Origin of the sequence: Pseudomonas putida (assembly GCA_041071465.1) — a bacterium.
In the GTDB taxonomy this organism is placed as follows: Bacteria; Pseudomonadota; Gammaproteobacteria; order Pseudomonadales; family Pseudomonadaceae; genus Aquipseudomonas; species Aquipseudomonas putida_P.
The window spans coordinates 5,326,857-5,339,769 of sequence record CP163498.1; the positions used below are offsets into that span (position 1 = coordinate 5,326,857).

9 protein-coding genes and 2 pseudogenes are annotated in these 12,913 nt (G+C 63.0%); 4 read left to right on the plus strand and 7 right to left on the minus strand.

Translation table 11 applies throughout. The annotated features are described in order from the left end of the window. Nucleotides 1-67: 67 nt before the first annotated feature. Nucleotides 68-724 (minus strand): CoA transferase subunit B, encoded by a 657-nt coding sequence (locus AB5975_24520; GenBank protein ID XDR19636.1) that lies wholly within the window; start codon nt 722-724, stop codon nt 68-70. A gap of 34 nt (nt 725-758) precedes the next feature. After that, on the minus strand, nt 759-1,457 hold the full coding sequence (locus AB5975_24525) for a CoA transferase subunit A (protein XDR19637.1): 699 nt from the start codon (nt 1,455-1,457) through the stop codon (nt 759-761). A 140-nt stretch (nt 1,458-1,597) separates the two neighbouring features. Here AB5975_24525 and AB5975_24530 point away from each other — a divergent pair, with 140 nt between their 5' ends. Next, complete coding sequence (locus AB5975_24530) at nt 1,598-2,503, plus strand: LysR family transcriptional regulator (protein ID XDR19638.1); 906 nt, start codon at nt 1,598-1,600, stop codon at nt 2,501-2,503. Beyond that, a pseudogene (locus AB5975_24535) lies at nt 2,491-3,311 on the plus strand (aldo/keto reductase). Before AB5975_24530 ends, AB5975_24535 begins: the two are co-directional and overlap by 13 nt. Nucleotides 3,312-3,369: 58 nt before the next feature. Here AB5975_24535 and AB5975_24540 read toward each other — a convergent pair. From AB5975_24540 to lexA, 4 genes and pseudogenes are all read right to left on the minus strand, one after another. Then, nucleotides 3,370-6,448, minus strand: a pseudogene (locus AB5975_24540) (error-prone DNA polymerase). Further along, on the minus strand, nt 6,445-7,863 hold the full coding sequence (locus AB5975_24545) for a DNA polymerase Y family protein (protein XDR19639.1): 1,419 nt from the start codon (nt 7,861-7,863) through the stop codon (nt 6,445-6,447). The pseudogene AB5975_24540 and the gene AB5975_24545 overlap by 4 nt, the downstream one beginning before the upstream one ends. A gap of 6 nt (nt 7,864-7,869) precedes the next feature. Next, entirely contained in the window at nt 7,870-8,490 is a 621-nt protein-coding gene (gene imuA / locus AB5975_24550; GenBank protein XDR19640.1) for a translesion DNA synthesis-associated protein ImuA, read from the minus strand. Further along, on the minus strand, nt 8,490-9,107 hold the full coding sequence (gene lexA, locus AB5975_24555; protein ID XDR19641.1) for a transcriptional repressor LexA: 618 nt from the start codon (nt 9,105-9,107) through the stop codon (nt 8,490-8,492). The genes imuA and lexA overlap by 1 nt, the downstream gene beginning before the upstream one ends. A 92-nt stretch (nt 9,108-9,199) precedes the next feature. Between lexA and AB5975_24560 the strand changes: the two genes are divergently transcribed. Then, the gene (locus AB5975_24560; GenBank protein XDR19642.1) at nt 9,200-9,856 is read left to right on the plus strand and encodes an HAD family hydrolase; all 657 of its coding nucleotides are present in this window, start codon (nt 9,200-9,202) and stop codon (nt 9,854-9,856) included. A gap of 15 nt (nt 9,857-9,871) precedes the next feature. Next, the gene (locus tag AB5975_24565) at nt 9,872-10,783 is read left to right on the plus strand and encodes a LysR substrate-binding domain-containing protein (GenBank protein ID XDR19643.1); all 912 of its coding nucleotides are present in this window, start codon (nt 9,872-9,874) and stop codon (nt 10,781-10,783) included. Nucleotides 10,784-10,819: 36 nt separating this feature from the next. Here the strand turns inward: AB5975_24565 and AB5975_24570 are convergent, their stop codons facing one another. Continuing rightward, on the minus strand, nt 10,820-12,880 hold the full coding sequence (locus AB5975_24570; GenBank protein XDR19644.1) for a TonB-dependent receptor: 2,061 nt from the start codon (nt 12,878-12,880) through the stop codon (nt 10,820-10,822). Between the last annotated feature and the right edge of the window lie 33 nt (nt 12,881-12,913).

The following is a 12,913-nucleotide window of genomic DNA, read 5'->3' on the forward strand; positions in this document are numbered from 1 at the left end:
GCATCGGTAAATTCACCGCAGCATTCGCGGGCACGCCCGCTCCCACAGGGTAGGATCGTGTAATGCCTTAGAAGGTCATTTCCTTCACATCATCCGGCACGATCAGCTTGCCGGCGGTTTTCTCGATGATTTCCTCGACGCTCACCCCCGGCGCAGTCTCGCGCAGGATGAACGCGCCGTCTTCGATTTCCAGGTAGGCCAGGTCGGTGAGCACCTTGCGGATGCAACCGGCACCGGTCAGCGGTAAGCTGCACTGGGGCAAAAGCTTGGACTCGCCATCCTTGGAGGCGTGGGTCATGGTGACGATGATGTTGTCGGCGCCAGCCACCAGGTCCATGGCGCCACCCATGCCCTTGACCAGCTTGCCCGGGATCATCCACGAGGCGATGTTGCCCTGCACGTCCACCTCGAAAGCACCCAGCACGGTCAGGTCGACGTGGCCACCACGGATCATGGCGAACGATTGTGCCGAATCGAAGATCGAGGCACCGCGGCGGGCGGTGACGGTTTGCTTGCCGGCATTGATCATGTCGGCATCGATAGTGCTTTCGGTCGGGAATTCGCCCATGCCGAGCAGGCCGTTTTCCGACTGCAGCATCACATCCATATCGGCCGGTACATAGTTGGCCACCAGGGTCGGAATGCCGATGCCCAGGTTGACGTAGTAGCCGTCCTTCAGTTCACGGGCGACGCGTTGTGCCATCTGTTCGCGGGTCAGTGCCATGGTCAGGATCTCTTTGTTGTTCTGGTGATGGCGCTCAGGCCTTGACGGTGCGCTTTTCGATACGCTTTTCGAAGGTGCCGACGATGACACGGTCCACGTAGATGCCCGGGGTGTGGATTTCGCTGGGCAGCAGCACGCCCGGCTCGACGATTTCTTCCACTTCGACCACGGTGATCTTGCCGGCGGTGGCCGCCAGCGGGTTGAAGTTTTGCGCGGTGTTGCGGTACACCACGTTACCGTAGTGGTCGGCCTTCCAGCCCTTGACGATGGCGAAGTCACCGGTGATGGATTCTTCGAGGATGTACTTGCGGCCCTTGAACTCGCGCACTTCCTTGCCGTCGGCTACCGGTGTGCCGTAGCCGGTGGCAGTGTAGAACGCCGGGATGCCGGCCCCTCCTGCGCGCATTTTTTCGGCGAGGGTGCCCTGCGGGGTCAGTTCCACTTCCAGTTCGCCGCTGAGCAGCTGGCGCTCGAACTCGGCGTTTTCGCCCACGTAGGAGGCGATCATCTTGCGGATCTGCCGGTCTTCCAGCAGCACACCCAGGCCGAAGCCGTCGACGCCGCAGTTGTTGGAGACCACCGTCAGGCCCTTGACGCCACGCCGCTTGATTTCGCTGATAAGGTTTTCCGGGATGCCGCACAGGCCAAAGCCACCGGCCAGTACCGTCATGTTGTCGGTCAGGCCTTCGAGGGCCTGTTCATAGGTTGCAACGCGCTTGTCCAGTCCGGCCATGCTGATCCGCCTTTTGTAGTTGTTGAACCGACGAGGCTGTCGGTGAGCGTGTGCAGACATCTTCACCGCAAGCGACTGATTTGTTAATTTTGTTTTCGTCATCGATTGATAACTTTTACAAAACAAACAATAGGCCCGACATGAACGTCAAGCAACTGCGCGCCTTTGTCGCCGTGGCCAAGTACCAGAGCTTCGCCCAGGCCGGTGAACACCTGCATGTTTCGCAACCGGCCTTGAGCCTGACCATCAAGGCCCTGGAAGAAAACCTTGGCGGCGCCCTGCTCAGCCGCACCACGCGCAGCGTCAGCCTGACCGCCGAAGGCGAAGTGCTACTGCCACTGGCACGGCGCCTGCTGGCCGACTGGGACGACACCGAGGAGATGCTGCGCCAGCGCTTCACCCTGCAACTGGGCCGCGTGTCGGTGGCGGCCATGCCGGCCTTCGCCGGCAATTTGCTGCCCCATTCGCTCAAGGTGTTTCGCCAACGCTACCCCAAGGTCAACGTCACCGTGCATGACGTGATCAACGAACAGGTACAGGAACTGGTTCGCCATCGCCGCGTCGAACTGGGCATCGGCTTCGAGCCGGATAACATCGATGGGCTGGACTTTCACCCGCTGTACATGGACCGCTTCGTTGCAGTGCTGCCCGCCGACTCACCCTTGGCACTGCTGCCCCAGGTCAGCTGGGCACAGCTGATGGCCGAAGATTTCGTGGCCCTGCAACGCCCTTCGGCGGTGCGCCTGCTGATGGAGCAGAATGTGGCGGCCCAACACGGCAAGCTGGCAGTGGCCTTCGAGAGCCACCAGCTGACAACCATTGGCCGCATGGTCGCCAGCGGCCTGGGGGTCAGTGCAGTGCCGGCGCTGTGCATCAACCAGATGCAGGAGCTGGGCGCCCGTTGCGTGACCTTGGTCGAGCCTGTCGTCGAGCGGCGCATTGGCGTGATTGCGCTCAGCGAGCACCAGCTTTCCACCGCAGCGCAAGCGCTGCTTGAAGTTCTGCTTTCCAATACCCGCATCCCGGAGGTGACATGCGTTATGTGAAACTGGCAGGTACGCAGGTCCCGGCCATCGGCCAGGGCACTTGGTACATGGGGAAGACCCTGCGCGCAAGGCTGACGAAGTGGCGGCCCTGCAACAGGGTATCGAGCTGGGCCTGAACCTGATCGACACCGCCGAGATGTATGCCGAAGGGGGGGCGGAAGAAGTCGTTGGCCAGGCCATTGCCGGGCGCCGCGAGCAGGTGTTTCTGGTCAGCAAGGTCTACCCGCACAATGCCGGCCGCCGCAACATGTCGGCCGCCTGCGAACGTAGCCTCACGCGCTTGGGCACCGACTGCATCGATCTTTACCTGTTGCACTGGCGAGGCCAGCACCCGCTGGAGGAAACCGTCGAAGCCTTCGAACGCTTGCGCGAGCAAGGCAAGATCAAGCGCTGGGGCGTGTCCAACTTCGACGTCGATGACCTGCGCGAACTGCACAACCCTGACTGTGCCACCAACCAGGTGCTGTACAACCCGGCCCAACGTGGCATCGAATTCGACTTGCTGCCGTGGTGCGAAAAGCGTGCATTACCGACCATGGCCTACTGCCCGCTGGCCCAAGGCGGGCGCTTGTTGCAACACCCGGTACTGGCAGAAATCGCCGAGCGCCATGGCGCCACACCGGCCCAGGTTAGCCTGGCCTGGGTGACCCGTGATGACGGGGTGGTTGCCATCCCCAAGGCGGTGACGCCCGAGCATGTGCGGCTGAATGCGGCTGCGGGTGCGCTGACCTTGACCCGCGAAGACCTGCGAGCGATTGATCGGGCGTTCCCGGCACCCACGCGCAAGCAGCGGTTAGCGATGGTCTGAGTGGTAGCACTGCTAATTGTATGAGCGGCCTTGGGCCGCTCATACAATTAGCGTACGGTTAATGAAAATCCCGGCTACGCACATCCAGCCCTTGCAACAGCGGGCTCACATCCTCCAGCCGCCGTGCAATCAAGTGCCGCACACCATTCTCCTGCTCCAGCCGCCCACTGACCTTGAGCAGCTGAGACCCCACCAAGGCTCGCCGCTGCCGTTCGGCAATATCCCGCCACACCACCACGTTGACCATCCCGTGCTCATCCTCCAGGGTAACGAAGGTCACTCCACTCGCGGTCTGGGGCCGTTGGCGGCCTACTACCAGCCCGGCCACGGCAATGGTGTCGCCATGCTCGACACCTTGCAGCTCACTCGAGCTACGACACCCCAGCGCCCTCAGGCGTGAGCGCAGCAGGGCCAGTGGATGCGGGCCAAGCGTAGTACCGAGGGTTTGATAATCGGCTACCAGGTCCTCGTCCACGGTAGGTGCAGGCAAAGCCACCGCCACTTCCGGCAAGGCTTGCACGTCGGCGAACAACGGCAGCTGCGGCTGCACCGCTGCCACCTGCCAGCGTGCCTGATGCCGATCGCTGGCCAAGGCCCGCAGCGCTCCGGCATCGGCCAGGCGGGCTCGGGCCCGTGAGTCGAGCCCGGCACGCAGGCACAGGTCTTCGACGTCGCGCCATGGCCGTTGCGCCCTTGCCTGCTGCAAACGCCTGGCATCGGCTTCGGCCAGGCCACGCACAAGGCGCAAGCCCATGCGAATGGCCAACGTGCCATGCTCATCAGGCTCGAGGGTACAGTCCCATTCACTGTGGCAAACGTCTACGGGCCGCACCTCGATACCCTGGCGGCGAGCCTCCTGCAGCAACTGGTCAGGGCTGTAGAAGCCCATCGGCCAGCTGTTGACCAACGCACACGTGAAGATCGCCGGCTCATGGCACTTCAACCAACTGCTGGCGTAGCACAGCAGGGCAAAACTGGCCGCATGCGATTCAGGGAAGCCATAGCTGCCAAAGCCCTTGATTTGCTCGAAGATGCGCTGGGCAAACGCCAGCTCGTAACCGTTGCGCAGCATGCCCTGTACCAGCCGCTCGCGGTGCGGTTCCAGGCCCCCATGGCGCTTCCAGGCCGCCATGCTGCGGCGCAACTGGTCAGCCTCGCCCGGCGTATAGTCGGCTGCGACCATGGCCAGTTCCATCACCTGCTCCTGGAATAGCGGTACACCCAACGTACGTTCGAAGACTGCCTTGAGTTGCGCGGACGGGTACGTCACCGGCTCCTGTTTCAGGCGCCGGCGCAGGTACGGATGAACCATGTCGCCCTGGATCGGACCGGGGCGGACGATGGCCACTTCGATGACCAGATCGTAGAACGTGGTGGGCCGCAGCCTGGGCAACATGGCCATTTGCGCGCGTGACTCGATCTGGAACACACCCATGGTCTCGGCGCGGCTGATCATGGCGTAGGTGGCTGGGTCTTCGCTGGGGATGGTCGCCAGGGTCAGCTGCCGGCCACGGTGGCGCTGCAGCAGGTCGAAGCAACGGCGCAAGGCACTGAGCATGCCCAGCGCCAGCACGTCGACCTTGAGCAAGCCGACCATGTCCAGGTCGTCCTTGTCCCACTGGATCACCGTACGCTGCGCCATGGCCGCATTCTCCACTGGCACCAACTGGTCGAGCGGTTGCTGGGAGATGACGAAGCCACCTGGGTGTTGCGACAGGTGCCGGGGAAGCCGATCAGTTCACCAGCAAGTACCAGCACCCGCCGCAGCGAAGGGCTGCCGGCCTCAAAACCGGCCTCGGCCAGGCGCTGCTCATCGGGTATACGGTCGCTCCAGCGGCCACAGCACTTGGCCAATGCATCCACCTGGTCGGCAGGCAGCCCCAGCACCCTCGCCACATCCCGCACAGCTCCGGCGGCATGATAGGTGTTGACCACCGCCGTCAGTGCTGCACGGTGCCGGCCATAGCGGCGGAACACGTACTGGATCACTTCTTCGCGTCGGTCATGCTCGAAATCCACATCGATATCGGGCGGCTCGTTGCGTTCGCGAGACAGAAATCGCTCGAACAGCAGGTGATGCTCCATAGGGTCGAGTTCGGTGATGCCCAGCACGAAACACACTACCGAGTTGGCTGCCGAGCCACGGCCCTGGCACAGAATGCGCTGGCTGCGGGCGAAAGCGACAATGTCGTGCACGGTCAAGAAATAGCTTTCGTAACCAAGCTCTTCGATCAACGCCAGTTCCTTGGCCAGCACATCGCGCACCTTTTCACTTGGCCCGTTTGGCCAGCGCAACGGCAAGCCCTGCTCGCACAGATCACGCAACCAGCTGGCCGGGGTGTGGCCCTCGGGCACCAGTTCGCACGGGTACTGGTATTTCAATTCGCTGAGGTCGAATTGACAGCGCTGGGCAATGGTCAAGGTCTCTGCCAGCAAGTTGGCCGGGTACAGTTCCCCAGTTGCGCTTGGCTGCGCAGGTGCCGCTCGCCGTTGGCAAACAGAAAGCGCCCGGCCTCGTTTACCTGGCAATGCTGGCGGATGGCAGTCATGCAGTCCTGCAAGGCACGGCGGCCTCGCACATGCATATGTACGTCGCCACAGGCCACGGCGCGCACGCCCACATCAGCCGCCAGTGCCTGCAGACGCTGCAGGCGCATGGCATCGTCACAGCCCCGGTGCAGGTGCACGGCCAGCCACAGACGCTCGGCGAATACACTGCACAGCCATTCACCGGTGGCTTTATCAACACTGTCGTCGGCCACCCACAAGGCCAGCAGGCCTTGATGGTGCTGCTGCAGGTCGTCACGAAACAACTGGTACTCACCCTTCTCTGTCCGCCGCCGGGCACGGGTGATCAGTGCGCACAGGTTCTGGTAGCCGGTCAGGTTCTCGACCAACAGCACCAGCTTGGGCCCGTCGTGCAACTGCACCTCGCTGCCGACGATGAGCCGCAGCTGATGCGCCTTGGCGGCCTGCCAGGCGCGCACGATACCGGCCAACGTGCATTCGTCAGTAATCGCCAAGGCCTGGTAGCCTTGTTCGCGCGCGCGCCGGAACAGCTCATCGGCACTCGACGCACCGCGCTGGAAGCTGAAGTTGGACAGGCAATGCAGCTCGGCATAACCCGGCGTGCTCATGCGAACCAGCCCTGCAACCACAGTGGGCCGGCCTGGCTCAAGTCGCGGTAGGCCCAGCCGCGCAGGCCGTCACGGGTTTCGATATGGTAGTAATCGCGTCGCACATCGCCGCCATCCCACCAACCGGATTCGATGCGTTCAGCGTAACCCTGCACCTGATAGCCGGCGCCATCCAGCGCCATCGGTGCCGGCAGCAGCCAGCCTGGGCGACTGCCTGGGGCAACCGGCATGTGGCCTTGAGCGCCCTGCTCTGCCAGTTGCCAGGCGCATTCGGGGCGGTGATCGGCTGCCGCGCTTAGCCCCTTGACGGCCTCATCCCCCAGGCGCGCGCGCAGCCGCTCACGCAATTGCTCCCAGGGTTGCGCCTGTTGCGCCCGAGGGTCGAACAACGCCTGATGCTGTGGCACGAACGGTGGCAAGTCTTCGGCCACCAGCCGCAGGTTGCGCACCGGTGCGGGTATGCGTAGCGGCTCCAGGCGGCCACGGGCCAATTCGAACAACATCGACGCATCGCGTTCGGCCGCCAGCAGGCCAACCTTGAGCACCGTGTCTGGCCCCTCGGCATGCTCCAGATACAGGCAAAAGCGCTGCACCCCGCAGTCGCGCCCGGCCAGAAAGGCAGCAAGGTCGTTGAGCATGCGCCGCAGTGGGAACAACAGCGCCTGGTGCGATTCGACGTCGAAGTTCAGTTCGAGACGGGTTTCAAAGCGGTCCGGTGGCCGATAGAAGTCCAGCCCCAGGTTGCGCAGGCCTAGCAGCTGGTCGAGGTGCAACTGCACCTGGGCAGAAAAGCGTCTGGCCAACGTGTCGCGCGGCAAGGCCACTACCTGGCCCAGCTGGCGCAGGCCCATGCGGGCAAAAGCTTCGGCGGCTTCTGCCGGCAAGCCGACACGTGTGATGGGCATGCTCAACAGCGCTGCACGGGTGGCCTCGGCATCGCTCACGGCCAAGCCATCGTGCCCATTGGCAAGCATGCGAGCCGCCACCGGGTTGCTAGCCAGAACGATGCGTTGGCGCAGGCCCAGTTCTGCCAACTCCTGGCGCAGGCGCGCCTCGAACAAAGGCCAGGGGCCGAACAGTTGCAGGCTGGAGCCTACTTCCAGCAACAGCGCCCGAGGGTAATGCAGGCTGACCTGGGCACTGAAGCGGTAAGCCCAGGCTGCCAGCAGTTGCTGCACCTGGTCGATGCGTTTTGGGTCGACTTCGACGCAGGTGAAGCCATCCGCCAGGGCACGCGCTGCAGTCAGGGTTTGCCCGGCTCGCAGGCCCAGTGCAGCGGCGGCCATGTTGACCGACTGCAACACACGTCGCTGAGTCGGCCCGCCAATGAGTACCAAGGGGGTATCAAGGTCGTCACGCTCACGCAGCACGGTATCCAGCGCAAGCTGGGGGAGCAGAATGCAAGCCCAGAGCATGGCGCATCAGCCCCGCCCTGGGCAGGCAATGGGCAGCGCTGGAGGCATGCCACCACGGCTTTTCAGCACGCGCCATTGTGCCGGCCGAGTGTCGACGGCAATGCGCAGTGCTGCCGGTGAAGGGTTGTGCGCCGCCTGCTGCGGCCTGCAGGCGAATGCCAACGCCTGACCGGTTTCGGCGGCCACCTGCAAGCGCCGCAGGGCGCGGTCATCGGCGCGCTCCGGCCAGCACAGCACCGCCGCACAACTGCCCGAGCGCAGGCACTGCTCGGCGGCCCACAGGGCATCGGCAGGTTCGGCGTCCACTTGTACCAGCCAGCGCAGGTCCACACCTGCTGCCTGCCAGGCCGGTGCGTAAGGAATGAAGGGCGGTGCCACCAGCACTACGCGGTTGGCATCTGCACTCAGCCGGGCCAGGGTTGGCCACAGCAAGTGCAACTCGCCACAGCCGGGGCTGGCCAGCAACAGCTCGCTCAGTGCTGCCGCCGGCCAGCCGCCTTCGGGCAAGCGGGCGTCGAGGGCCGCATGGCCGGTTGGCTGCAACCCGAGTGGCCGCGCCTCGGCCTGCCGACCGCGCCAGATACGGCGCTGGTCGAGCAGCCTGTCGAGGTCGACCACCGCGCCCATCAGTCGCGCCTCAGCAGGCCGCAGAATACGCCTTCGATGAAGAATTCCTGTTCTGGCTGCACATCGATGGGCGCATAGGCCGGGTTACGGGGCAACAGCCGGTAATTGCCGCCCTGGCGTTGCAGGCGCTTGATGGTCACTTCGCCGTCCAGGCGCGCCACCACGATCTGCCCGTCACGGGCGTCGGCCTGTTGCAGGATGCCGACCAGGTCACCGTCGAAGATGCCGTCGTCGATCATCGAGTCGCCACGCACTTTAAGCAGGTAGTCAGGGGTGCGGCGGAACATGCTGGGGTCGAGCAGCAACTGTTCGTGGATATCGAGGTCCGGGCCTATGGGGGCGCCTGCCGCTACCTGGCCCAGCACCGGGATTTCGAGAATCTCCGGCCGGCGCAACGGTTCGGCCAGGCGAATGCCCCGCGCCTGGTTAGGCGTGACATCGATGTAACCGGCTTGGCACAGGGCGGTAATGTGCTTGCGGGCGACGCTGCGCGAAGCAAAACCGAAGCGCGTGGCGATATCGGCCAGGCTTGGCGGCTGGCTGTGCTCGGCAATGCGCTCGCGGATGAATTCGAAAATGGCGCGGCGCTTGGGGGTAAGATTGTCCATGGAGCACATTTGTACTCTTTTCGTGGCGCGCTGACCAGCCCCCTTTGTCGTCCACTTTGGTTATGATCCCTTGGCTTGTGTTTTTTTGATCTGGATATCCCATGCTGACCGCCCTGCTGTTCGACCTCGACGGAACCCTTACCGACACCGACCCCCTGCACCTGCAGGCCTTTCGCCAACTGCTGCGTGAGCACGACGGCCGTGAGCTGAGCCAGGCGCAGTTCGATGCTCAGGTCAGTGGCCGCGCCAATGGTGAACTGTTCGCCGAGCTGTTCAACGGCGCCAGTGTCGAACAGTGCCAGGCGTTGGCCGACCGCAAGGAGGCATTGTTCCGCGACCTGTCGCCGTCACTTGAACCCATGCCAGGCCTGCTGCGCCTGTTGGAGCACGCCCAGGCCCATGCCATCGGCATGTGTGTGGTGACCAACGCACCGCGACTGAACGCCGAGCACATGCTGAACGCCATGGGCCTTGGCCAGCGCTTTGAACATGTGTTGGTGGCCGAGGAACTGGCGCGGCCCAAGCCAGACCCGCTGCCTTACCTCACCGGGCTGCAGCAGCTGGGTGCCGAGGCCAGGCAGGCGCTGGCTTTCGAGGACTCATTGCCGGGGGTGACCGCTGCCAGTGGCGCGGGGATCTTTACCGTGGGCGTGGCAACGACGCAGACCGCTGAACGTTTGCTGGCGGCGGGTGCACAGCTGGTGATAGATGACTTCAACGACCCTGCACTGTGGGCCCTGATCGAGTCCATGCAGTAAGCATCTGGGGCCCCCATGCTGATCGACGAAGAACTGACCCTTAAAAAGCTGGAAACCTTCCTCGCCTTCATGCGCACCGGCAACCTCGGCCGCGCCGCCGCCGAGCTGTCGACCAGCGCAGTCAGCGTGCACCGTGCCATCCATTCGCTGGAAAGCGCGCTGCGCTGCCCTTTGTTCAAGCACGAAGGCCGCCAGCTGATCCCGCTGGAAAGCGCCTACGTGCTGGAAAAGAAAGCCCGGCAGCTGATCCAGGATGCCGAGCAGATGGTGCGTCAAACCCGCGAAGCCGCCGGTTTCTACGCCGAACGTTTCCGCCTCGGCGCACTCTACTCGCTGACCGTGAAAACCGTGCCAAAGCTGGTCATGGGCCTCAAGCTGCGCCGCAGCGAACTGAACATCGACCTGACCCTGGGCTCCAACGTCGACCTGCTGCAGCGCCTGAAGAACCACGAACTGGAGGCCATCCTCGTCTCCCTCGACGAAAGCGCCAGCGACCCGGCCTGCGAGCAACTGCCGCTGTTCTCCGACGACATTTTCCTTGCCGTACCTACTGATTCGCCCTTCGCCGGGCAGGCCGAGGTAGACCTGGCCGACCTCGCCGACTCCACTTTCATTACCCTGACCCAGGGCTTCGCCACACACCGCGATGGCGCCCGGGTGTTCCAGCAGGCCGGGTTCGAGCCGAAGGTGGCCATGCAGGTGAACGATATCTTCACCCTGCTGAGCATGGTCAGTTCAGGCGTGGGCTTCGCCCTGCTGCCTGGGCGCATCGCGGCGGTGTACGAGAACCGCGTCAGGTTGATTGCCTTGAAGCCGCAATATCGCCTGCAGCAGCACATTGGCGTGGTGTTTCTGAAGGCGCGCGAGCGGGAGCCAAACTTGTTGGCGTTGTTGGCAGAGTGCCGAATGTACAGCCGAGATAACTGAACCTGCGCCAGCAACGGCCAGCGCAGGTTCATGGGGTCAAAGGTCGTAACGCAACGCCAGGCCTACCGTGCGCGGGGCGCCCACATCGAGGATGTCGCCGCTGCGATTGTTGGTGATGTATTCCTTGTCGAAGGCGTTTTTCACAAAACCGGACACGGCAATGTTGCGGGTAATCTTGTACTCGGTATTGAAGTTGACCAGCCAATAATTGTCGCTGCGACGCTCGTCGGTGACCTGCCCGGCGTCATCAAACTCGTACTCGGAGGGCGACGTGCTCTGGTAGACGAGGTCGGTGTTGAGGGTGAGGCGCTCGTTCCAACGGTAGGTCGCGCCCAGCGACATCTTGTATTTGGGCGAGTAGAGGAAGTCTTCGCCACTCATGTCGCGACCATCGCCGGTCACGAAGTCCTTGTACTTGCCAACGGTTACCGAGGCTGCACCGTTGAGGGTCAACTGCTGGCCCAGGTCTTTCTCGACCGACACTTCCAGGCCCTTGATATCGCTGCGGCCGGCATTGAACACATGGACGAACTCGATGTTGGGGTCCAGCACGCTGACCTGCTGGTCTTTCCAGTCGGTGTAGTACAGGTTGGCGCGGGTGCGCAGCGTATCGTCAAGTAACGAGCCCCGGTAAGACAACTCGTAGTTTGTGGTGTATTCCGGGTCGTAGGCCTCGTGACCGCCACCGGCACGCATGTTCACACCGCCACCGCGATAACCCTTCTGCACCATGAAGCCCAGGTACTGCCCATCGGCCAATTCATAGTCCAGGCCAAGCTTGGGCAGAACCGCATCAAACGATTTTCTGACCTTTCCGGGGCTGGAGAAGTCGTCCTGGTCAATGTCAGTGTCATTGGTTTCGTGGTCGTATCGCAAACCAGTGATCAGTGTCCAGCTCGGTACGAAGGTCCAGTTGATCTCGCCGAACAGCGCCTGGTTTTCAATTGTGGTATCGCCCTTGGCAGTGCCGAACAGCTGGTTGTCGAAGAGCAGGCGATCATGGAAATCGTTGGTGTTGTGCCCGTAGTAGGCCCCGACGAAGCTCTTCAAGGTGTCGCCGTTGTAGTTCAGGCGCAGTTCCTGGCTGAACAGGTTGCCGTCCTGCTGACGCAACACCACCTGGTTGGCGTCGGCCGACTGGTCGAAGTCCAGGCGTGCGTCGTAGTCCGAGCTTGTGTTGGCGGTAAGACTGGTCAGCGACCAGTAATCGTCCAACCGATAGTCGACCTTGGCGCTGACCGTGTCCTGCTGCAGCTTGTCGAAGGCCTTGGTGTCGGAGGTCATCTTGTAATAGCGAACCTTGCCGTTTTGCCGCATGACCGTGTTATCCCCCTTGCGGCTTTCACCGTGGGCGTAGGTCAGCAGGATGTCGAGGTCGTCGCTGGGCAGGATCAGCAACTTGCCACGGGCATTGGCGGTACGGGTGGGGTTGGCATCGTCATGCAGGGTGGTGTTGTCGATGTAGCCATCGCCTTCCTGATAGTCCACGGCAATGCGGCCAGCGACCTTGTTGTCGACCAACGCACCGCCACCGGCCACGGCCGCCCCGCGTTCGCCGTAATTCCCCATGTTGGTCTGCGCCGAAAAGCTGGGGTCGAAGGTCGGGTTACGGGTCTGGATCACCACCGCACCCGCCAAGGAGTTGCGGCCCTGGGTCGTGGATTGCGGGCCGAGAAACACTTCAACCTGCTCGGTATCCCATAGCGGCATGGGGCTCAAGGTCAAGGCGCGGTTGGGTTGTACAGCGCCGTCGACAAACACCGACACCGCACCGTTGAGCGTGGCAGGGCCCTGGTCTTCGAAGCCGGATACGGGTACGCCGCGGATCCCCCAGTTTTCATTGCCAGACTGGTTGTACACACCGGGCGTGCGCGCAAACACATCGACCAGGTTGTGGTCTTCCTTCTCGCGCAGTTGCTTGTCGGTGATCACGACTACACTCGACTGGGTCTGCTCCAGGGTGCGGTTGATCTTTTCCCCGGTCACCGTGATCTGTTCCAGCTCCACCGCCCCAACCGGTGCTGCTGCCCAGGCATTGTTTGCCAGGCACAGGGCCGAGCCCACTGCCAGTGCCAGTGTACTTTTCTTGACGTCCACGCCCCGCTCCTTCGACAGATTGCTGTTGTTATT

Excerpts from the sequence above, each read along its gene's own strand:
- AB5975_24530 (XDR19638.1), top strand. The coding sequence starts at position 1,598 with ATGAACGTCAAGCAACTGCGCGCCTTTGTCGCCGTGGCCAAGTACCAG.
- AB5975_24545 (XDR19639.1), bottom strand. The coding sequence starts at position 7,863 with ATGCTCTGGGCTTGCATTCTGCTCCCCCAGCTTGCGCTGGATACCGTG.
- imuA (XDR19640.1), bottom strand. The coding sequence starts at position 8,490 with ATGGGCGCGGTGGTCGACCTCGACAGGCTGCTCGACCAGCGCCGTATC.
- AB5975_24560 (XDR19642.1), top strand. The coding sequence starts at position 9,200 with ATGCTGACCGCCCTGCTGTTCGACCTCGACGGAACCCTTACCGACACC.
- AB5975_24565 (XDR19643.1), top strand. The coding sequence starts at position 9,872 with ATGCTGATCGACGAAGAACTGACCCTTAAAAAGCTGGAAACCTTCCTC.
- AB5975_24520 (XDR19636.1), bottom strand. The coding sequence starts at position 724 with ATGGCACTGACCCGCGAACAGATGGCACAACGCGTCGCCCGTGAACTG.
- AB5975_24525 (XDR19637.1), bottom strand. The coding sequence starts at position 1,457 with ATGGCCGGACTGGACAAGCGCGTTGCAACCTATGAACAGGCCCTCGAA.
- lexA (XDR19641.1), bottom strand. The coding sequence starts at position 9,107 with ATGTGCTCCATGGACAATCTTACCCCCAAGCGCCGCGCCATTTTCGAA.